The organism is Citrobacter sp. CK180, assembly GCF_030333655.1.
Taxonomy (GTDB): domain Bacteria; phylum Pseudomonadota; class Gammaproteobacteria; order Enterobacterales; family Enterobacteriaceae; genus Citrobacter_B; species Citrobacter_B koseri.
In genome coordinates this window covers 61,469-80,442 of sequence record NZ_JAOWFM010000032.1, presented here as the reverse complement: position 1 = coordinate 80,442, position 18,974 = coordinate 61,469, and the positions used below count along the sequence as shown (strand labels likewise).

The 18,974-nt window shown below is 53.9% G+C and carries 22 protein-coding genes and 1 pseudogene; 11 read left to right on the top strand and 12 right to left on the bottom strand.

Annotation, left to right across the window (positions count from 1 at the left end):
- The first annotated feature begins 48 nt into the window (after nt 1–48).
- The gene (gene gstA, locus OGV50_RS03790) at nt 49–654 is read left to right on the top strand and encodes a glutathione transferase GstA (protein ID WP_104868707.1); all 606 of its coding nucleotides are present in this window, start codon (nt 49–51) and stop codon (nt 652–654) included.
- A gap of 330 nt (nt 655–984) precedes the next feature.
- On the opposite strand, the gene pdxY is transcribed toward gstA, so the two are convergent.
- From pdxY to anmK, 5 genes are all read right to left on the bottom strand, one after another.
- Nucleotides 985–1,845, bottom strand: a complete 861-nt coding sequence (gene pdxY / locus OGV50_RS03785) for a pyridoxal kinase PdxY (protein ID WP_200092618.1) — start codon at nt 1,843–1,845, stop codon at nt 985–987.
- 61 nt (nt 1,846–1,906) lie between these two features.
- Nucleotides 1,907–3,181 carry a tyrosine--tRNA ligase gene (gene tyrS, locus OGV50_RS03780; protein WP_047457251.1) on the bottom strand — a complete coding sequence of 425 codons (1,275 nt, stop codon included), beginning with the start codon at nt 3,179–3,181 and terminating at the stop codon, nt 1,907–1,909.
- Between the two features lie 126 nt (nt 3,182–3,307).
- Nucleotides 3,308–3,964: a pyridoxamine 5'-phosphate oxidase gene (pdxH, locus tag OGV50_RS03775; protein WP_012132522.1), complete on the bottom strand. Its 657-nt coding sequence runs from the start codon at nt 3,962–3,964 to the stop codon at nt 3,308–3,310.
- 58 nt (nt 3,965–4,022) lie between these two features.
- Nucleotides 4,023–4,352, bottom strand: coding sequence for a C-type lysozyme inhibitor (gene mliC / locus OGV50_RS03770; protein WP_012132523.1), 330 nt, complete (start codon nt 4,350–4,352; stop codon nt 4,023–4,025).
- A gap of 86 nt (nt 4,353–4,438) precedes the next feature.
- On the bottom strand, nt 4,439–5,560 hold the full coding sequence (gene anmK / locus OGV50_RS03765; RefSeq protein WP_058669075.1) for an anhydro-N-acetylmuramic acid kinase: 1,122 nt from the start codon (nt 5,558–5,560) through the stop codon (nt 4,439–4,441).
- Nucleotides 5,561–5,843: 283 nt separating this feature from the next.
- Between anmK and slyB the strand changes: the two genes are divergently transcribed.
- Entirely contained in the window at nt 5,844–6,311 is a 468-nt protein-coding gene (gene slyB / locus OGV50_RS03760) for an outer membrane lipoprotein SlyB (protein ID WP_012132525.1), read from the top strand.
- A 48-nt stretch (nt 6,312–6,359) separates the two neighbouring features.
- On the opposite strand, the gene slyA is transcribed toward slyB, so the two are convergent.
- Nucleotides 6,360–6,800: a transcriptional regulator SlyA gene (gene slyA, locus OGV50_RS03755; RefSeq protein WP_012132526.1), complete on the bottom strand. Its 441-nt coding sequence runs from the start codon at nt 6,798–6,800 to the stop codon at nt 6,360–6,362.
- Nucleotides 6,801–6,994: 194 nt separating this feature from the next.
- Between slyA and OGV50_RS03750 the strand changes: the two genes are divergently transcribed.
- The 3 genes and pseudogenes from OGV50_RS03750 (at nt 6,995) to OGV50_RS03740 (ending at nt 10,134) form a co-directional block, all read left to right on the top strand.
- A complete protein-coding gene (locus OGV50_RS03750) occupies nt 6,995–7,231 on the top strand; it encodes a DUF1656 domain-containing protein (protein ID WP_012132527.1) in 237 nt (78 codons plus the stop codon).
- Between the two features lie 2 nt (nt 7,232–7,233).
- Entirely contained in the window at nt 7,234–8,094 is an 861-nt protein-coding gene (locus tag OGV50_RS03745; RefSeq protein ID WP_115609337.1) for an efflux RND transporter periplasmic adaptor subunit, read from the top strand.
- A pseudogene (locus OGV50_RS03740) lies at nt 8,094–10,134 on the top strand (FUSC family protein). The gene OGV50_RS03745 and the pseudogene OGV50_RS03740 overlap by 1 nt, the downstream one beginning before the upstream one ends.
- On the opposite strand, the gene sodC reads toward OGV50_RS03740, so the two are convergent.
- From sodC to OGV50_RS03725, 3 genes are all read right to left on the bottom strand, one after another.
- Nucleotides 10,110–10,631: a superoxide dismutase [Cu-Zn] SodC gene (gene sodC / locus OGV50_RS03735; RefSeq protein ID WP_012132530.1), complete on the bottom strand. Its 522-nt coding sequence runs from the start codon at nt 10,629–10,631 to the stop codon at nt 10,110–10,112. The pseudogene OGV50_RS03740 and the gene sodC sit on opposite strands and share 25 nt — an antisense overlap.
- 79 nt (nt 10,632–10,710) lie before the next feature.
- Nucleotides 10,711–11,607 (bottom strand): aldo/keto reductase, encoded by an 897-nt coding sequence (locus OGV50_RS03730; RefSeq protein ID WP_012132531.1) that lies wholly within the window; start codon nt 11,605–11,607, stop codon nt 10,711–10,713.
- 49 nt (nt 11,608–11,656) lie between these two features.
- Nucleotides 11,657–11,896, bottom strand: a complete 240-nt coding sequence (locus tag OGV50_RS03725; protein ID WP_047457260.1) for a DUF1289 domain-containing protein — start codon at nt 11,894–11,896, stop codon at nt 11,657–11,659.
- A 101-nt stretch (nt 11,897–11,997) separates the two neighbouring features.
- On the opposite strand from OGV50_RS03725, the gene OGV50_RS03720 reads away from it, so the two are divergent.
- The 4 genes from OGV50_RS03720 to rnt all read left to right on the top strand — a co-directional run bounded on the left by OGV50_RS03720 (nt 11,998) and on the right by rnt (nt 14,998).
- Nucleotides 11,998–12,597: a TetR/AcrR family transcriptional regulator gene (locus OGV50_RS03720; protein ID WP_047457263.1), complete on the top strand. Its 600-nt coding sequence runs from the start codon at nt 11,998–12,000 to the stop codon at nt 12,595–12,597.
- A 58-nt stretch (nt 12,598–12,655) separates the two neighbouring features.
- Nucleotides 12,656–13,753 carry an alkene reductase gene (locus OGV50_RS03715; protein WP_049008642.1) on the top strand — a complete coding sequence of 366 codons (1,098 nt, stop codon included), beginning with the start codon at nt 12,656–12,658 and terminating at the stop codon, nt 13,751–13,753.
- A gap of 88 nt (nt 13,754–13,841) precedes the next feature.
- Entirely contained in the window at nt 13,842–14,249 is a 408-nt protein-coding gene (gene gloA / locus OGV50_RS03710; protein WP_024130371.1) for a lactoylglutathione lyase, read from the top strand.
- 101 nt (nt 14,250–14,350) lie between these two features.
- Complete coding sequence (gene rnt / locus OGV50_RS03705; RefSeq protein ID WP_012132536.1) at nt 14,351–14,998, top strand: ribonuclease T; 648 nt, start codon at nt 14,351–14,353, stop codon at nt 14,996–14,998.
- A 109-nt stretch (nt 14,999–15,107) separates the two neighbouring features.
- Here the strand turns inward: rnt and grxD are convergent, their stop codons facing one another.
- Nucleotides 15,108–15,455 (bottom strand): monothiol glutaredoxin 4, encoded by a 348-nt coding sequence (gene grxD, locus OGV50_RS03700; RefSeq protein ID WP_003832760.1) that lies wholly within the window; start codon nt 15,453–15,455, stop codon nt 15,108–15,110.
- A gap of 337 nt (nt 15,456–15,792) precedes the next feature.
- On the opposite strand from grxD, the gene OGV50_RS03695 reads away from it, so the two are divergent.
- Both OGV50_RS03695 and sodB read left to right on the top strand, forming a co-directional pair.
- Entirely contained in the window at nt 15,793–16,605 is an 813-nt protein-coding gene (locus OGV50_RS03695) for a C40 family peptidase (RefSeq protein ID WP_049008644.1), read from the top strand.
- A 125-nt stretch (nt 16,606–16,730) separates the two neighbouring features.
- On the top strand, nt 16,731–17,312 hold the full coding sequence (gene sodB / locus OGV50_RS03690; RefSeq protein ID WP_047457276.1) for a superoxide dismutase [Fe]: 582 nt from the start codon (nt 16,731–16,733) through the stop codon (nt 17,310–17,312).
- Between the two features lie 46 nt (nt 17,313–17,358).
- On the opposite strand, the gene OGV50_RS03685 is transcribed toward sodB, so the two are convergent.
- Nucleotides 17,359–18,525: an MFS transporter gene (locus OGV50_RS03685; RefSeq protein WP_012132541.1), complete on the bottom strand. Its 1,167-nt coding sequence runs from the start codon at nt 18,523–18,525 to the stop codon at nt 17,359–17,361.
- Nucleotides 18,526–18,699: 174 nt separating this feature from the next.
- Complete coding sequence (gene cydH, locus OGV50_RS03680) at nt 18,700–18,789, bottom strand: cytochrome bd-I accessory subunit CydH (RefSeq protein WP_096753851.1); 90 nt, start codon at nt 18,787–18,789, stop codon at nt 18,700–18,702.
- Between the last annotated feature and the right edge of the window lie 185 nt (nt 18,790–18,974).

Below are 18,974 nucleotides of genomic sequence, written 5' to 3'. Positions count from 1 at the left end.
CTGATGCCGCACTACCATACGTTAAACCTCAGCAAAAAGGAGTTACCGATGAAACTGTTCTACAAACCGGGCGCCTGTTCTCTTGCTTCTCACATCACCCTGCGGGAAAGCGGTATTGATTTCACGCTGGATGGCGTTGATCTGGCGAAAAAGCGTCTGGAAAACGGCGATGATTATTTCGCGGTAAACCCAAAAGGACAGGTTCCGGCTCTGCTGCTGGACGATGGCACCTTACTGACCGAAGGCGTTGCGATTATGCAATATCTGGCAGATAGCGTGCCCGATCGTCAGCTGTTGGCACCGACAGGCACCATCTCCCGCTACAAAACGCTGGAATGGCTCAACTATATTGCCACGGAGTTGCACAAAGGTTTTACGCCACTCTTCCGCCCGGATACGCCAGAGGAATATAAACCGATTGTCCGTGCGCAGCTGGAGAAAAAATTGCGCTACGTGAATGACGCGCTCCAGGAAGGCCAGTGTCTTTGCGGCCAGCGTTTCACGATCGCAGATGCCTACCTTTTTACCGTGTTGCGTTGGGCGAAAGCAGTGAAGCTGAATATGGAAGGATTAAGCCATATCGACGTTTATATGGCGCGGGTCGCTGAACGCCCCTGCGTGGCGGCGGCGCTGAAGGCGGAAGGTTTGAACTAATGGTTGTTGCGCCGGATGGCGGATACGCCTTATCCGGCCTGTAAAACAACCCGTAGGCCCGGTAAGCATTAGCGCCACCGGGCGCTTTGCCGGATGACGGCTGCGCCTTATCCGGCCTACAAAACAGCCCGTAGGCCCGGTAAACGTTAGCACCACCTGGCGCTTTGCCGGATGACGGCTGCGCCTTATCCGGCCTACAGAACACCCCGTAGACCCGGTAAGCGTTAGCGCCTCCGGGCACTTTGCCGGATGGCGGCTGCGCCTTATCCGGCCTGTAAAACAGCCCGTAGGCCCGGTAAGCGTTAGCGCCACCGGGCGCTTCGGTAAAACTCACAGCTGCGTCGCGCTGAAATAGTGTTCAGGTTTAGCAATGCGATCCTGCGCGGCCACCACCTGCAACTCGTATTCCTGCATATTTTTCGTGGCGATCATAATTTCATATACCGCCGCAGTAACGTGTTCAAGCGCTTGCTGCAACGTTGCGCCCTGCAACAGTTTTACCAGCAACAAACCGCTGGTCACATCCCCGACACCCACCGGCTGACGCATCCCGAAATCAACAAGCGGACGGCTAATATGCCAGGCTTCATCCGCCGTCACCAGCAACATCTCAAAGCGGTCGGGGCTGTATCCTGCCCGGGCAAGATGTTTAACCAGCACGACTTGCGGCCCTTCAGCGATCAGTTCCCTGGCAGCCAGTACGGCTTCATTAACATTATTGACCGCATGTTCACAGAGAATTTCCAGCTCCACCAGATTGGGCGTGATAATGTCGCTGGCCGGGAGCGCATGGCGAACGTGGAACTCAGCGACGCCAAGCGCCACGATGCACCCTTTTTCAGGATGACCCATAACCGGATCGCAGAAATATTTCGCCTGTGGATTCGCCGCTTTTACTTTACGAACAATCCCCAGAATATGCTCACCCTGCTCTGCGGAACCCAGATAGCCGCTAAGAACCGCATCGCACGTCTGAAGTTTATCGATATCCGCAATACCCTGAACAATTTCAGTCAAATGTTCGGGCGGCATAACACACCCTGTCCATTTGCCATACTGCGTGTGGTTAGAAAACTGAACGGTGTTGAGCGGCCAGACATTCGCGCCAAGACGGCGCATCGGAAATTCAGCAGCACTGTTGCCCGCATGGCCGAACACAACATGCGACTGGATGGCGAGGATATTCTTCATATTTACCATAACCCTAAAATAATAAAGGGGCGTGGTTTCCCACGCCCCTGCTGACTTTTTATTATTTCCAGCAAATCAGACAGTAATTCTTTTTACCGCGGCGCAACAGCGTGTAGCGCCCGAATAAAATGTCGCTGTCCTGGAAGAAATATTCCGGGTCTGACTGTTTTTCACCGTTGATGGTCACCGCATTAGAGGCGATGGTTTTACGCGCCTGACCACGAGACGGTTGCAGTTCGGAATCCACCAGCGCCTGCATCAGATCGGCGCCTTTTTCCATCTCGATCATCGGCACGCCATCCTGAGCCAGTTGTTCGAAATCGGCTTCGCTGAGATCGCTCAGATTACCGTTGAACAGGCTTTCAGTGATACGTTTCGCCGCAACCAGACCTTCTTCGCCATGCACCAGGCGCGTGACCTGCTCTGCCAGCACATACTGGGCACGCGGCGCTTTACCGCTGTGCTTATCTTCTTCTTCCAGCGCATTGATCTCGGCAATGTCCATGAAGGTGAAGAATTTCAGGAAGCGGTACACGTCAGCATCTGCGGTGTTGATCCAGAACTGGTAGAACTTGTACGGACTGGTCTTTTTCGGATCCAGCCATACCGCGCCGCCTTCGGTTTTACCGAACTTGGTGCCATCCGCTTTGGTGATCAGCGGTACGGTCAGACCGAACACCTGGTTCTGATGCAGACGACGGGTCAGATCGATACCGGAGGTGATGTTGCCCCACTGGTCAGAGCCGCCGATTTGCAGCGTAACGCCGTGCAGTTTATTCAGGCAGGCAAAGTCATAACCCTGCAACAGGTTATAGGAGAACTCGGTAAAGGAGATACCCTGATCGTCACGGTTCAGACGTTGCTTCACCGCTTCTTTGTTGATCATCTGATTGACGGAGAAGTGCTTGCCGATGTCGCGCAGGAAGGTCAGCACATTCATGCCGCCAAACCAGTCGTAGTTATTCGCGGCAATGGCGGAATTGTCACCACAGTCAAAATCGAGGAACGGTGCAACCTGCTTGCGGATTTTATCCACCCACTCCTGCACAGTATCTTCGGTGTTCAGTTTACGCTCAGCGGCTTTAAAGCTCGGGTCGCCAATCAGACCAGTCGCGCCGCCTACCAGCGCAACAGGCTTGTGACCTGCCTGCTGGAAGCGTTTCAGGCATAACAATGGAACAAGATGCCCCAAATGCAAGCTGTCAGCGGTAGGGTCGAAGCCGCAATAGAGCGCGATCGGGCCTTGCGCCAGTCGCTCTGCTAACGCTTCCTCGTCCGTTACCTGGGCCACCAGCCCCCGCTCTTGCAATTGTTTAATCAAGTTACTGCTTGCCATCAAAATCTCCATGTATAAAACGACTGCACCTTTGCCGGTACACGACTTTTCGCCAGACGCGAAAGGTATATAGAATAAAGCGCTGACGCACGCAGCGCTAGCGCTTAACACAACAAATTTCGGGGTTTAAGGAGCAAGCCGGTCAATTTTCCACGCGTTGTTTTCGCGCTGGTATAAAAAGCGGTCGTGTAAACGGTGTTCGCCGCCCTGCCAGAACTCCATCTGTTCAATATTGACGCGGAATCCGCCCCAGAAGCTGGGCAACGGGACTTCCCCTTGCTGGAACTTCTGCTTCAGCTCAAGGAACTTGCTTTCCAGAATGCCGCGCGCAGAGATTCGGCTGGATTGTTTAGACACCCAGGCGCCAATCTGGCTGTCGCGCGGGCGGCTGTGGAAGTATTTCACCACTTCAAGCGTGGAAAGGCGTTCCGCTTTGCCAGTCACCATCACCTGCCGTTCCAGCATATGCCACGGGAACAACAGACTGATACGCGGATTATTTTCGAGGTGATGCGCCTTACGGCTGCCCAGGTTGGTGTAAAACACCATCCCTTTTTCATCGTAATGTTTAAGCAGCACAATGCGTTGATAAGGCTGGCCGTTTTCATCGACGGTGGCGACCACCATCGCGGTCGGGTCCGCCAGTCTGGCATCACATGCCTGACCCAGCCAGCGTTCGAAAAGGGTTAACGGTTCAGCGGGAAGATCGTTGCGACGCAGGCCGCCTCTGGTGTATTCACGGCGCAGATGCGCGATTTGCTGCAATTCGTCGTTATCAGACATGGTGTTCGCTACGGATTGTCAGTGGGTGGCGCTATTGTGCGCCGCCCAGGTGAAAATCTCAACGCTTCGGGTTTTGTAACTGGCAGTTATTCAGCACAATTCTGTCGCGTTTATAGACCGTTGCGCCATCGCCTTTTGACCAAAAGACGTAGATGCCGTCCGTGTAACGTGCTCCCGACGCAGACATGCCCTGTTTGAGGTTCAGCAGTTTATTGTCGTAAACAAAATTCACCTCTTGCCGGGTATTGTTCATTTTTACGGTAAGCGGTTTTTCATCACACTGATATTCCAGCGTGTCCGTTTGCATACGCTCAAGCAATTGGTTGTAGACGCTACAACCGCTCAGGAGCACAGGCAGACATACAATGAGCAGTTTTTTCATAGACATATCCCGAAGACTTTCCTGGTCCGAAGGGCAAATACGCCCTTCCTAACCCTTTCAGTTTAACGGCAGACAGGCCCGGAAAAATTCAGTTAACTCTGAGTTCGTGGGTTCGCCGGGAAAATGGCCCCCAGAATGCTGGATTCTGTGGCCCCCGTCACCGAAGGGAGGTTCCCCGGCAACCCGGCGAGCGTGCGCCACGCCAGCCAGGCAAACGCCAGCGCTTCCATATCATCGCCACTGATCCCGGCTTCATCCGTGCTGGTAACTTCCGTACCCGGCAGCAACCCGGCCAGACGCGCCATCAGCAAAGGGTTACGACTCCCGCCGCCGCACACCATCAGCCGCTCGCAGCCGCCGCTTAACAGAACCTGTTCAGAAATTGTCACCGCGGTCAGCTCAGCCAGCGTTGCCTGAATATCGCGGGGAGCGAGGCCAGGAAAGGCCGAAAGGTGGCGTTCTATCCAGCCATAGTTGAAATACTCACGCCCGGTGCTTTTCGGCGCGGGCGCTGAAAAATAGGGATCGCTCAACATATTTTGCAGCAGCGGAATTATCACTTTCCCTTCGCTGGCCCATTGCGCGTCTTTATCATAAGGCTTAGCGCACTGCCGCCAGATCCAGGCATCCATGAGCATATTGCCTGGCCCGGTATCGTACCCTCTTACCGGTTGACCCGGTATGAGCAAAGACAGGTTGGCGATACCGCCAATGTTCAGCACCATCCGACGCTCTGTCGGGTGCGCCAGCAACGCCTGGTGAAACGCGGGAACCAGCGGCGCGCCTTGCCCGCCCAGCGCAATATCGCGACGACGAAAATCACCGACAACCGTTATCCCGGTTCGCGCGACAATTTGGTTGTTATCACCGATTTGTAAGGTATGCGGCGCAGCGCCGGTAGGTTCATGCCAGACCGTCTGACCATGACAGCCGATGGCGACAATATCCCTCGGCCGCAGTTTTTCCTGCGCCAGCAGCGCGTTCACCGCGTCGGCAAAAAGCTGCCCGAGCTGCGTATCCAACTGGCCAAACTGGGAAAGCGTGAGTTGTTGCCCCTGGCAAATATCCAGAATGGCTTGTTTAAGATGAACGGGGATGGGCCAGGTCAGGCTCGCCTGCTGTGCGACCATCGTTTCATCAATTGCCGCCAGCACAACATCGACGCCATCAAGGCTGGTTCCAGACATAACGCCGATAAAACGGCCCGATTTCATACATCTTCCTTTTAGCGTGTTAAGCATGATTTTAGCGTTACCACTCAACCACAAAGTTTCCGCTAATACCATGCTTCATTAAGCATTTTTACCCTTCGATGCAGACGCTGACACTCTGTTCTGATAAATCTCATGGATGATTCGTTTATACTTGGTTAACCCAAATCTGATTATGATTTTCACATTGTTCCAGCAGAACATGTGCCTTTACGGTCGTATATGCCATATAATTTAACCATGAGGGATGCTTTGTGGCGTTTCATGGTGAACAGGAGATTTATAGATGATTAAACGTGTGCTGATCGTTTCACTGATGGGCTTATCTTTAGCGGGTTGTGTGAATAACGATAGCCTGTCCGGTGATGTCTATACCGCGTCCGAGGCGAAACAAGTGCAGAATGTCACATACGGCACTGTCGTTAACGTCCGTCCGGTGCAAATCCAGGGCGGTGATGACTCCAACGTGATCGGCGCTATCGGTGGTGCAGTGCTCGGTGGTTTCCTCGGTAATACCATCGGTGGCGGGACGGGTCGTTCACTGGCGACGGCCGCTGGCGCAGTCGCTGGCGGCGTAGCGGGACAAGGCGTCCAGGGCGCGATGAACAAAACTCAGGGTGTGGAACTGGAAATCCGTAAGGATGACGGCAACACCATTATGGTGGTACAGAAACAGGGCGATACCCGTTTCTCCGCAGGTCAGCGTGTTGTTCTGGCCAGCAACGGCAGCCAGGTTACTGTTTCTCCGCGCTAATCCAACAGACGTGTGGTCAGCCTCTGGCCACACGCCTTTCTTCTGGTCTTAGTTCTGAGACTGCAACTCAATAATATTGTGCTCAAGTTTCGCAATCAGCTTAATTAACAGCTCAAGTTCCTGCGGCGAAATCCCTTCCAGAATCTCTCCACGCGTTTTATTGATCACGGCTTCCATCTCTGTGATGAGCGGTTCCGCCTTCTCCGTCAGCTTAATTCGCTTGGCGCGACGATCGCTGGCGCAGGTTTGTCGTGAGATAAGCCCTTTGTCTTCAAGCTGATCCAACGTACGCACCAGAGACGGTTGTTCAATGCCAATCGCTTTGGCTAACTGTATTTGCGACTGATCCGGCGGAAGTTGGTGAATATTATGCAGCGTTACCCAGTGTGTCTGCGTCAACTCCAGAGGTTTCAGGCGATGGTCAATCAGAGCACGCCAAATGCGCACCAACCGTGCCAGATCAGAACCTAGTGGCGATTCCAATTTCATCTCCTTATAATTAGCTTGCTAAGATATTATACTGATTTTAGAATAGTGTGCAGCATTTATATGCTCAAAACAAATGTATTGCTAAATTTGCTTACAGGTAGACATTTTTTCAGACATTATGCGGAAAAGACGTGCTGTACCTCGGTTTTTACTAAACCTATAGCAACGCTGTTTAACGCAAAGGATTCTTGCTTGTGACGTTTATACCCACTGCAACAGGATTGCCCCTACAAGATCTGGTGATCGGCGCATCTGTCTATTTCCCTCCGCTTTTCAAAGCATTCGCGCTTGGATTTGTTATCTGGCTGCTGGCGCATCGCCTGCTACGCGACTGGATTTACTCGGGTGAAATCTGGCATCCCCTGCTGATGGATCTGTCGATATTTGCACTTTGCGTGTGCCTGAGCCTTATTTTGCTGATTGCGTGGTGATTATGTCGCTTAAAACAATGAAATACTTTTCAACGATTGTGGTTGCGGCCATCGCGGTTCTGGCCGGTTGGTGGCTATGGAATTACTACATGCAGTCTCCGTGGACGCGCGACGGTAAAGTACGGGCGGAACAGGTGAGCATTACGCCTCAGGTCTCCGGCAGCATCACCAAACTCAATATAAAAGATAACCAGTTCGTGAATGCAGGCGATCTGCTCTTTTCTATCGATAAGACCCCTTTTCACATCGCCGAGCTTAATGCGCAGGCAGAACTGGCTAAAGCCCGCTCCGATTTAGCGAAAGCCAATAATGAAGCCAACCGGCGTCGCCATTTATCACAAAATTACATCTCTGCCGAAGATATGGACACCGCAAACCTGAACGTTAAAGCGATGCAGGCCAGCGTCGAAGCGGCGGAAGCGTCATTAAAACAGGCGCAATGGCAATTAGCCCAGACCGACGTTCGCGCGCCGGTCGCGGGCTGGGTGACAAACCTCTCAACGCGCACGGGGGATTACGCCTCTACCGGCCAACCGCTGTTTGCGCTGGTCGACAGCCACTCGTTCTACGTCATGGGATATTTCGAAGAGACGAAACTGCGCCATATTCGCGAAGGCGCTCCGGCGCAGATCACCCTCTACAGCGGCAACGTAAAGTTACAGGGTCACGTATCCAGTATTGGCCGGGCGATTTATGATCAAAGCGTGGAGAGCGATTCCGGCCTGGTCCCTGACATTAAACCTAACGTTCCCTGGGTTCGTCTGGCGCAGCGCGTACCGGTGCGTATCGAATTTGATGCGTTACCCCATGATGTCACGCTGGTTTCGGGCACAACATGCAGCGTGGCTATCGGTCAGCGCTAATGAAGCTCCCTCACCTGACCTGGCGCGATACGCCCTGGTTCAAAGCAAACTCTGGGCAATGGCGCTATGCATTGCGCAATACCCTCGCCATGTGCCTGGCGCTGACGTTCGCCTACTACATCAACCTGGATGAGCCATACTGGGCGATGACCTCTGCCGCCGTGGTAAGTTTTCCGACGGTAGGCGGCGTGATCAGTAAAAGTCTGGGGCGTATTGCCGGGAGTTTACTTGGCGCCACCGCCGCGCTCATCATCGCAGGTCACACGCTAAACGAACCCTGGCTCTTTTTATTAAGCATGGCGGCCTGGATTGGCTTTTGCACCTGGGCCTGCGCCCATTTCACCAATAACGTCGCCTACGCCTTCCAGCTGGCGGGTTACACGGCCGCCATCATCGCCTTTCCCATGGTCAACATCATCGAGGTCACACAGTTGTGGGATATCGCCCAGGCCAGGGTCTGCGAGGTGATCGTCGGTATTCTTTGCGGCGGCATGATGATGATGATCCTGCCCAGCACCTCTGACGGCACGGCGCTGTTGACCGCGCTGAAAAATATGCACGCACGGTTGCTGGAGCACGCCAGCCTGCTCTGGCAGCCGGAAACCACCGATGCGATACGTTCTGCCCATGAAGGGGTTATCGGCCAAATTCTGACGATGAACCTGCTGCGCATTCAGGCATTCTGGAGTCACTACCGTTTTCGTCGCCAGAACGCGCTGCTTAACGCTCTGCTGCATCAGCAGCTTCGCCTGACCAGCGTCATTTCCAGCCTCCGCAGGATGTTGCTGAACTGGCCCAACCCGCCGGAGCAGACCCGCGATGTGATTGAACAACTGCTGGCCGCGCTGGCTAATCCGCGTACCGACAGTTATACCGTCGCGCGCATTATTGCCCCGCTACATCCGAAAAACCGACAGGATTACCGCCACGTCGCCTTCTGGCAGCGATTGCGCTATTTCTGCCAGCTCTACTTACACAGCAGCCATCAGCTACGGTTGCTGGAAAACGGCGCCGCAGTCGATGAGATCAAAGTAACGCACAGCCCCGGTCTGGCCCGCCATACGGACAACGCCGAAGCGATATGGAGCGGATTGCGCACATTTGCCACCCTCATGGTGATTGGCGCGTGGAGTATCGGTTCACAATGGGAATCCGGTTCAGGGGCGTTAACGCTGGCGGCCATCAGTTGCGTGCTCTATTCCGCCGTCGCCACGCCGTTTAAATCACTCTCTTTATTGATGCGCACGCTGATTCTGCTCTCGTTGTTCAGCTTCGTCGTCAAATTCGGTTTGATGGTGCAGATAACCGATCTCTGGCAGTTTTTGCTGTTTCTGTTTCCTTTGCTGGCCACGATGCAACTGCTGAAGCTGCAAATGCCGAAACTCGCCGGGCTTTGGGGGCAGTTGATCGTTTTTATGGGATCGTTTATCGCCGTCACCAATCCCCCCGTGTATGACTTTGCTGATTTTCTTAATGACAATACGGCTAAAATTGCCGGGGTCGCGCTGTCGTGGCTGGCCTTTGCGATCCTGCGTCCGGGTTCGGATGCCCGCAAAAGCCGTCGCCATATCCGCGCATTGCGCAGAGATTTTGTCGATCAGCTCAGTCGTCATCCATCACACAGCGAGAATGAGTTTGAATCGCTGACCTATCATCACGTCAGTCAACTCAGCAATAGCCAGGATGCGCTGGCGCGACGCTGGCTGTTACGCTGGGGAGTGGTACTGCTGAATTGTTCACATGTGGTGTGGCAACTGCGTGCCTGGGAAACCCGTTCCGACCCGCTTTCGCGCGTCCGGGATATCTGTATTGCCTTGTTACGCGACGTGATGAGCGAGCGCGGCGTGCAGCAACGGCCGCTGGCGACCACGCTCCAGGAGCTACAGCGTATTTGCAACACGCTGTCGCATCATCATCAACCTGCGGCTCAGGAACTGGCGGCGCTCATCTGGCGATTACACTGCTCGCTGTCGCAGCTTGAGCAAGCGCCGCCGCAGGGTTCACTGACATCCTGACTATTTGATGACGCCGCAGGCGTAACGCTCGCCACCACCGCCAAGCGGTTTCGGCTGATCGGACATGTTATCGCCGCCGACGTGGATCATCAGCGCTTTATCTTTGATTTCATCAAGAGATTTCAGGCGCGGCGCAGTAACAGGCGTGGTGGCTATCCCGTCATTATTGACCACCAGCACGGGAAGATCGCCCATATGCCCGGCGCCTTCCGGCCCCTCGTGCTTCCCGGTATTGTGCGGGTCGAAATGCCCGCCCGCCGCTTCTGCCGCCGAGGCTTTACCCTCTTTAATCGCAGGCTGGCAACTGCCGTTAGCATGGATATGAAAACCATGTTCACCCGGCGGCAGCGCTTTCAGATCGGGAGTAAACTCCAGCCCTTTATCCGTTTCGGCAATAGTTACGCTGCCAATCGACTGCCCGACGCCTTGCGAAGTCACCAGATTCATCGTCACTTCTTCACTGGCGGCCTGTGCGCCCGCACAGGCCAGCAGGGTTAACATTGCCAGACTCAAACGCTTCATAAGACCTCCGTCAAATGTGTTTACCCGGTTAAGTGTAAACCAGTGACACAATTTTGAACGGAAAGCCGAAAACGGAGCATTACGGCACGTCGTAACCTAGCGCCGCCTTGCGGATACGGAACCATTGCTGACGCGACATCGTCAGAGACTCTGCCTCAATCGCTGCGCGTACGCGCTCAATTTTACCGGAGCCGATAATCGGCAACGGCTGAGACGGCAGGCGTAAAATCCACGCATATACCACCTGCTCAATCGTGGTCGCGTTCAGCTCTTCCGCAATCGCGGCGAGTTCGTTGCGCAGCGGCGCGAATTCATCATCATTAAACAGACGACCGCCGCCAAGACAGGACCACGCCATCGGTCGAATACGCAGTTGCTGTAGCTGATCCAACGTGCCGTCCAGTAGCAGCGGCTGATGAACCGGTGAAATCTCAACCTGGTTCGTGGCAAGGGTAAACGGCAGACGCGATTGCAGCAGCGTAAACTGGGCCGGGGTAAAGTTAGAGACGCCAAAATGGCGCACTTTTCCGCTCTGGTGGAGATGCTGGAATGCTTCCGCTACGTCGTCCGCATCCATTAGCGGGTCGGGACGATGGATGAGCAGCAGATCAAGGCGGTCGGTCGCCAGATTTTTCAGGGACTGCTCAGCGCTGGCAACAATGTGGTCGCGGTCAGTGATGTAATGGCCGAGTACATTTTCAGCCCGGGCGGTCGTGGCGATACCACACTTCGTTACGATCTGCATCCGCTCACGCAGGTGCGGCGCCAGTTTCAACGCTTCGCCAAACGCGGCCTCACATTGATAACCGCCGTAGATATCCGCATGGTCAACGGTCGTGACGCCCAGATCAAGATGCTCTTCAATAAAGCTGACCAGCTGACGCGCAGACATATTCCAGTCCATCAGACGCCAGTAACCCATCACGAAGCGCGAAAATTCCGGGCCTTGCGGGGCAATAGTGATACGCTGAACCATAACCGCTTCCTCATATATAGATGTTTAGCGAGTATACGCAATTACGGTTTCAAAAGAGTGAGGGTTGTTGAGGTTCTTCCTGCGGGTTCGGTTTGTTTGCGCGTAATTTGCGCATAAGACGCTGACGACAAAGCCGCAACACGTTCTGCTTCTCGGCGTCGCTCATTTTTTGCCAGTTGAAACGTTCATCCCGACTGCGCAGACAGCCGCGACAAAATCCGCGCTCATCCGACTGACAGATCCCCCGGCACGGGCTTGGGACGGGAAAAAACTCTAACTGCTCAGCCACACTCTCTCCTCAACGAAAGCACTTATGCTTATTGAAGACGCTAACTGGCTTTCTGGCAACCTGACTTGCATTAGACCGATTGGTCTATTACACTCAGCGGCATGAACAAACAGACTGAACATGATACCCGCGAACATCTTCTGGCTACCGGCGAGCAGCTTTGTATGCAGCGTGGCTTCACCGGAATGGGATTGAGCGAGCTGCTCAAAACCGCCGAAGTGCCGAAGGGGTCGTTTTATCACTATTTTCGTTCCAAAGAAGCGTTTGGCGTCGCCATGCTGGAACGGCATTACGCCGGATATCATCAGCGGCTGGCAACGCATTTTGACGCCGGTGCGGGAAACTACCGTGACCGCATTCTGGCTTACTATCAGGAAACCCTGAATCAGTTTTGCCAGCAAGGCACTATCAGCGGCTGTTTGACCGTAAAGCTGTCCGCCGAAGTGTGCGATCTCTCAGAAGATATGCGCACTGCGATGGACAAAGGCGCGCGGCATATTATTACGCTGTTAGCGCAAGCGCTGGAAAAAGGACGCGAAGCCCGCTGTCTCTCTTTTGCTGGCGAGCCGCTGCAACAGGCGCAGATCCTGTATGCGCTGTGGTTAGGCGCGAATCTGCACGCCAAAATTTCTCGCAGTGCCGCCCCGCTTGAAAGCGCGCTGGCACATGTAAAAACGATTATCGCAACGCCTGCGGCTTAACGGGCGTTTTTATTTTCCTTATCACTAGACGACCGGTCTACTTATACCAGGAGCCATTATGTCATCTGAGAAACTGTTTACCCCGCTGAAAGTGGGCGCAATTACGGCAGCAAACCGTGTGTTCATGGCCCCTCTGACGCGTTTGCGCAGCATTGAACCGGGCGATATCCCCACCCCGTTAATGGCCGAGTATTATCGTCAACGCGCCAGCGCCGGGCTAATCATCAGTGAAGCGACGCAGATCTCCGCACAGGCGAAAGGATATGCGGGCGCGCCGGGTCTGCACAGCGCGGAGCAGATCGAGGCATGGAAAAAAATTACCGCTGGCGTTCATGCCGAACAGGGGCACATTGCTGTTCAACTCTGGCATACCGGTCGAATTTCTCATTCCAGCCTGCAACCCGGCGGCCAACCCCCTGTCTCCGCGTCTGCGATCGGCGCTGGCACCCGAACCTCGCTGCGCGATGAAAACGGCCAGGCCATTCGTGTCGACACCTCAATGCCGCGCGCGCTGGAAACCGACGAGATCCCAGGCATCGTCAACGATTTCCGTCAGGCTATCGCCAATGCGCGTGAAGCCGGTTTCGACCTGGTAGAACTGCATTCCGCCCACGGCTATCTGCTGCACCAGTTCCTTTCCCCGACGTCAAACCATCGTACTGACCAGTACGGCGGTAGCGTTGAGAACCGCGCGCGTCTGGTGCTGGAAGTCGTCGATGCCGGTATTCAGGAATGGGGGGCAGATCGAATTGGTATTCGTGTTTCCCCTATCGGCACATTCCAGAATGTCGACAATGGCCCGAATGAAGAAGCCGATGCGCTCTATCTGATTGAGGAACTGGGTAAACGCGGCATTGCCTATCTGCACATGTCCGAACCTGACTGGGCTGGCGGCGAACCGTATACTGACGCCTTCCGTGAGAAAGTTCGCGCCCGCTTCCACGGCCCAATCATTGGCGCGGGCGCCTATACGCCGGAAAAAGCGGAAGACCTGCTCAATAAGGGCCTGATCGACGCCGTCGCGTTTGGCCGGGCGTATATTGCTAACCCGGACCTGGTGGCTCGTCTGCAACGCAAAGCAGAACTGAACCCACAACGCGCAGAAAGCTTCTACGGCGGCGGCGCGGAAGGTTACACAGACTATCCTACCCTGTAATCCTGCGTTGGTAGCGGCGTAAAAACGCCGCTATACTAGAACAACATTTTGAATGTATTGACCATTCAGCACTTTTGAGGGGAAAAAGATGCGTTTACTTCATACCATGCTGCGTGTTGGCGACTTGCAGCGTTCCATCGAATTCTACACCAACGTACTGGGCATGAAGCTGCTGCGCACCAGCGAAAACCCGGAATACAAATACTCTCTGGCATTCGTGGGTTACGGCCCGGAAAGCGAAGAAGCGGTGATCGAGTTAACTTACAACTGGGGCGTTGATAAGTACGAGCTGGGTACGGCCTATGGCCATATCGCCCTGAGCGTCGACAATGCTGCCGAAGCCTGCGAGCGCATTCGCCAGAACGGCGGTAACGTCACGCGTGAAGCGGGTCCGGTAAAAGGCGGCTCCACCGTCATCGCGTTTGTTGAAGATCCTGATGGCTACAAAATTGAGCTGATTGAAGCCAAAGACGCCGGTCGCGGTCTGGGCAACTAATCTCCCGCCGGGCGCAGACTCTCTGTGCCCGTTGTTTTACTGCATCTCAGCGTAAAATTTGCCATAATGCGCGCTGCAATTTTCCGTATTAAGAGATCCAGATGTCCGATAACGCTCAACTTTCCGGTCTGTGCGACCGTTTTCGTGGTTTTTATCCTGTCGTCATTGATGTCGAAACGGCGGGATTCAATGCCAAAACCGATGCGCTGCTTGAGGTTGCCGCCATCACGCTGAAAATGGATGAACAAGGCTGGCTGATGCCGGACACGACGCTGCATTTCCATGTTGAGCCGTTCGAAGGCGCAAACTTACAGCCTGAAGCGCTTGCCTTTAACGGAATCGATCCTTCTAACCCGCTGCGCGGCGCGGTCAGCGAGTACGATGCGCTGCATGCTATTTTCAAAATGGTGCGCAAGGGAATTAAAGACAGCGGTTGCAATCGTGCGATCATGGTGGCCCATAACGCCACGTTCGATCACAGTTTTATGATGGCCGCCGCTGAGCGCGCTTCGCTGAAACGTAACCCCTTCCACCCCTTCGTGACCTTTGACACTGCGGCCCTGAGCGGCCTGGCGCTGGGACAGACCGTACTGTCAAAAGCGTGTCTGGCGGCGGGAATGGAGTTTGATGGAACGCAGGCGCACTCTGCGCTATACGACACCGAACGAACGGCCGTTCTGTTTTGCGAAATCGTTAACCGCTGGAAGCGTCTTGGCGGCTGGCCGTTGCCGGTACCAGAAGAGGCATAATCGTGTCGGGTGGCGGTGCCCGCGCGTCCTGATAAGCGACGCGCCATCAGGCAACCGCGTTTTCAGCAAAAAAAAGCGACCAGATGGTCGCTTTTTTATTTCAGCTGAATTACTCAGCGTCAGGCTCTTCGGTTTTGTATTTTGCCGCAGTCTCTTTGATCAACTGCTGCAACTCACCGCGCTGGTACATTTCAATTAAGATATCGCAGCCGCCAACCAGCTCACCGTCCACCCACAGTTGCGGGAAGGTCGGCCAGTTTGCATATTTCGGCAGCTCGGCGCGGATGTCCGGGTTTTGCAGAATATCGACATAGGCAAAACGTTCACCACAGGCAGAAAGCGCCTGAACAGCCTGCGCGGAAAAACCACAGCTTGGCAGTTTTGGAGAGCCTTTCATGTACAGGAGAATCGGGTTTTCAGCGATCTGGCGCTGGATTTTTTCGATAGTGGTGCTCATTGTCTTGCTTCCTTAAACTTCTTTACGGCAGTAGTCTGACATTGTAGCGGGTCAGGCTGGCAACGGAAAATAACATTTTCATCACGCTTTACTATTTTATCGTCTGAAGCCTGAAGTTGCATTCTAAATATCTCTTATCCACTTAAACAGTATGGAATTGTTTATCTGTTGACCCGTTTCCGCTTTTGTTGCTGCTTTTTTTTGCACTCAATAACGAAACGCGATTTTAGATGACAAAAGCTATTAACTTCCGGGGATTTTATAGATTAGAATCGATGCGTTTTGTAAATCATACGCAGGCATGAATTCGACCTGCCCTTAACCAGAGGATTGCTCAGTGGCGCGGATAAACCGGATCTCGATCACGCTCTGTGCTTTGCTTTTTACCACGCTCCCTTTTACGTCAATGGCGCATGCCTCCCGGCAAGCCAGGGCGACGCCTGCCGCGCATGTCACGAAAACGGCAGATAAGCAGAAGAACACCGCGACCAGCAAGAAAAAAACGAAGACTGCAAAAAAAGCCGTGAGTAAAACCCAAAGTAAAACGGCCTCCACATCGAAAAAACGCATTGCCTCCCCTGCGAAAACCACCAAAACCGCAAGCCGTCGTAGCAAACCCGCCACCACACAAACCGCCGCCGTAACCTGGACGGAAAAATGTACGCCGCGCAAGGGTCGTAAGCCGCATTGTGTCAAAGTAAAAGGCGCCCCGCTTGCCATTGCCGATGCGCATAAAGCGAAAATGCAGAAAGCCACCAACACGGCGATGAATAAATTAATGAATCAGATTGGCAAACCATATCGTTGGGGCGGAACGTCTCCACGAACCGGTTTTGATTGCAGCGGTCTGGTTTATTACGCGTATAAGGATCTGGTGAAATTCCGCATCCCGCGTACTGCAAATGAAATGTACCATTTGCGCGATGCCGCGCCGATTGAACGTGGCGAACTGAAAAATGGCGATCTCGTGTTCTTCCGTACTCAGGGTCGCGGTACCGCCGATCACGTTGGCGTTTACGTTGGCAACGGCAAATTTATTCAGTCTCCGCGCAGCGGTCAGGAAATACAGATTACCTCTCTTAGCGAAGATTACTGGCAGCGCCATTACGTGGGCGCACGCCGGGTCATGACGCCGAAAACCATTCGATAAAACGTTACCCTGTAGTATGACTACAGGGTAAGTTCTTCTTTTGTATCACCTTTCAATTTGCTACCCTATCCTTACGTACAATAAGGTTATTGTGCGCACCTAATATAAATATAAGGAGAGAAGCAATGTCGTTTGAATTACCTGCATTACCGTATGCCAAAGATGCTCTTGCACCGCACATTTCTGCTGAGACGCTGGAATATCATTACGGCAAACATCATCAGACCTATGTGACCAACCTTAACAACCTGATCAAAGGCACGCCGTTTGAGGGGAAATCACTGGAAGAGATCGTTCGCAGCGCTGAAGGCGGCGTCTTCAATAACGCGGCCCAGGTCTGGAACCACACCTTCTACTGGAACTGCCTGGCGCCTGATGCTGGCGGCGAACCAACGGGTAAACTGGCTGACGCCATTGTCGCGTCCTTCGGCAGCGTTGCCGATTTCAAAGCGCAGTTCACCGACGCCGCAATTAAGAACTTCGGTTCCGGCTGGACCTGGCTGGTGAAAGGGACGGATGGGAAACTGGCTATCGTCTCTACGTCGAATGCCGGTACGCCGCTGACCACCGACGCCACGCCGTTGATGACCGTGGATGTGTGGGAACATGCCTACTATATCGACTACCGCAATGCCCGTCCTGGCTACCTGGAGCACTTCTGGGCGCTGGTAAACTGGGAGTTTGTGGCGAAAAACTTCGCGGCATAAAGAGAATAACGCAGAAGGGAGTCCCTTCTGCGTTTTAATGCTGCGCTTAGTTCGCCACGCAAACGTCTTCAGGCTGTCTGCGCGCAGAGACAAAGACCAGCAACAGCGCAAGCCCTGCCACAATCGCCCCCATCACCGGTACGAAGCTGTAGCCCAAACCACCGGAAATCACTGCGCCCCCCGCCGCTGCGCCAAGCGCATTACCGAGATTAAAGGCACCGATATTGACCGATGAAGAGAGGCCTGGCGCTTCGCTGGCAACCCGCATAACGCGCATTTGTAAAGGCGGAACCACCGCGAATGTCGCCGCCCCCCATACCACCATGCTGATAGCGGCGCCCACTTCATTGCGCGCCAGGAACGGGATCGCCAGCATAATCACCATCAGCAGCAGCAAAAATCCTTTCAGGGTGCCGTTAACCGAACGATCCGCCAGTTTTCCCCCCAGGTAGTTGCCGATAGAAAAGCCAACGCCAATCAGTACCAGCATACCGGTAACGAAAGCAGGCGTTGCATGCGTAATGCTGTGCAGCACCGGGGCGATATAGGTATAGAGCGTAAACATCGCGCCTGCGCCCAGAACGGTGGTCAGTAATGCCGATAACACCTGTGGTCGCAACAGCACCGCCAACTCTTTGCGCACCTCAGGGCGCTCTCCCGCACCGCCTTTCGGCAACGAGAAAAAGAGGCTAATCATTGAAATTACGCCCAGCCCTGCCGTCGCCATGAAGGACATACGCCAGCCAATGGTTTCCCCCAGCCAGGTCGCCGCAGGAACACCGCCAATATTAGCGATCGTCAGCCCCATAAACATGGTGGCGACCGCGCTGGCCTGTTTATGTTTGGGGACGACGCTGGCCGCCACCACCGACCCCAGACCGAAGAAAGCGCCGTGATTCAGGCTGGTCAGAATCCGCGACAGCATCAACGTAGTGTAATCCGGCGAGATGGCCGACAGCACATTTCCGAGAGTAAAAATCGCCATCAAAAAAATAAGCGCATTACGACGTGCGCGATGGGAAAGCAGCAGCGTCATCAACGGCGCGCCGACCATCACACCAACGGCATACGCGCTGATTAGCATTCCGGCCGCAGGAATCGAGACATCCACGCCGCGAGCGATAACGGGCAACAAGCCCATAGGAGAGAACTCGGTGGTTCCAATACCAAATGCGCCAATTGCCAGCGCCAGTAAGGGATAATTTATTTTCATACATCGACTCCGCAGCTTCGTGCCGTCACGGGGCACGCAAAAGAGTCAAAAGCATGACATCAATCACAAAACTAATAAAGTAAGCAAAATAGCAAAAGACTTTTACGATTTGGTTAAAAATGAGGAAGAAGAGAGAGGAAAGACAGAGGGAGAATGCTCTCCCTCAGAGGTAAATCAGTTCAGTGCGGCAGTCAGACCGCCTGCGACAATCAGGCCCAGCACAATAATGGTGGTCACTAACGAAAATTTCAGATCGGTGCTCATCAAGTTTTCTCCTTTTTATTCCCACACAAAAAGTGATATTGCGCATTTTTACACACTTGAATGCAAAAATCTCCCATGATTTATATTGATAAGCGCTTTTAACTCTTCCCCTTTTCGTCAAGATCAGACAAAATTCCACGCTTACTTGATTAGCGTACCGGCCATTGCCCCCTTCCTGATGTTCC

What these genes read in the sequence shown, in the direction of transcription:
- gstA (WP_104868707.1), top strand. Translation starts at nt 49, where the DNA reads ATGAAACTGTTCTACAAACCGGGCGCCTGTTCTCTTGCTTCTCACATC.
- pdxY (WP_200092618.1), bottom strand. Translation starts at nt 1,845, where the DNA reads ATGAAGAATATCCTCGCCATCCAGTCGCATGTTGTGTTCGGCCATGCG.
- tyrS (WP_047457251.1), bottom strand. Translation starts at nt 3,181, where the DNA reads ATGGCAAGCAGTAACTTGATTAAACAATTGCAAGAGCGGGGGCTGGTG.
- pdxH (WP_012132522.1), bottom strand. Translation starts at nt 3,964, where the DNA reads ATGTCTGATAACGACGAATTGCAGCAAATCGCGCATCTGCGCCGTGAA.
- mliC (WP_012132523.1), bottom strand. Translation starts at nt 4,352, where the DNA reads ATGTCTATGAAAAAACTGCTCATTGTATGTCTGCCTGTGCTCCTGAGC.
- anmK (WP_058669075.1), bottom strand. Translation starts at nt 5,560, where the DNA reads ATGAAATCGGGCCGTTTTATCGGCGTTATGTCTGGAACCAGCCTTGAT.
- slyB (WP_012132525.1), top strand. Translation starts at nt 5,844, where the DNA reads ATGATTAAACGTGTGCTGATCGTTTCACTGATGGGCTTATCTTTAGCG.
- slyA (WP_012132526.1), bottom strand. Translation starts at nt 6,800, where the DNA reads ATGAAATTGGAATCGCCACTAGGTTCTGATCTGGCACGGTTGGTGCGC.
- OGV50_RS03745 (WP_115609337.1), top strand. Translation starts at nt 7,234, where the DNA reads ATGTCGCTTAAAACAATGAAATACTTTTCAACGATTGTGGTTGCGGCC.
- sodC (WP_012132530.1), bottom strand. Translation starts at nt 10,631, where the DNA reads ATGAAGCGTTTGAGTCTGGCAATGTTAACCCTGCTGGCCTGTGCGGGC.
- OGV50_RS03730 (WP_012132531.1), bottom strand. Translation starts at nt 11,607, where the DNA reads ATGGTTCAGCGTATCACTATTGCCCCGCAAGGCCCGGAATTTTCGCGC.
- OGV50_RS03720 (WP_047457263.1), top strand. Translation starts at nt 11,998, where the DNA reads ATGAACAAACAGACTGAACATGATACCCGCGAACATCTTCTGGCTACC.
- OGV50_RS03715 (WP_049008642.1), top strand. Translation starts at nt 12,656, where the DNA reads ATGTCATCTGAGAAACTGTTTACCCCGCTGAAAGTGGGCGCAATTACG.
- gloA (WP_024130371.1), top strand. Translation starts at nt 13,842, where the DNA reads ATGCGTTTACTTCATACCATGCTGCGTGTTGGCGACTTGCAGCGTTCC.
- rnt (WP_012132536.1), top strand. Translation starts at nt 14,351, where the DNA reads ATGTCCGATAACGCTCAACTTTCCGGTCTGTGCGACCGTTTTCGTGGT.
- grxD (WP_003832760.1), bottom strand. Translation starts at nt 15,455, where the DNA reads ATGAGCACCACTATCGAAAAAATCCAGCGCCAGATCGCTGAAAACCCG.
- sodB (WP_047457276.1), top strand. Translation starts at nt 16,731, where the DNA reads ATGTCGTTTGAATTACCTGCATTACCGTATGCCAAAGATGCTCTTGCA.
- OGV50_RS03685 (WP_012132541.1), bottom strand. Translation starts at nt 18,525, where the DNA reads ATGAAAATAAATTATCCCTTACTGGCGCTGGCAATTGGCGCATTTGGT.
- cydH (WP_096753851.1), bottom strand. Translation starts at nt 18,789, where the DNA reads ATGAGCACCGATCTGAAATTTTCGTTAGTGACCACCATTATTGTGCTG.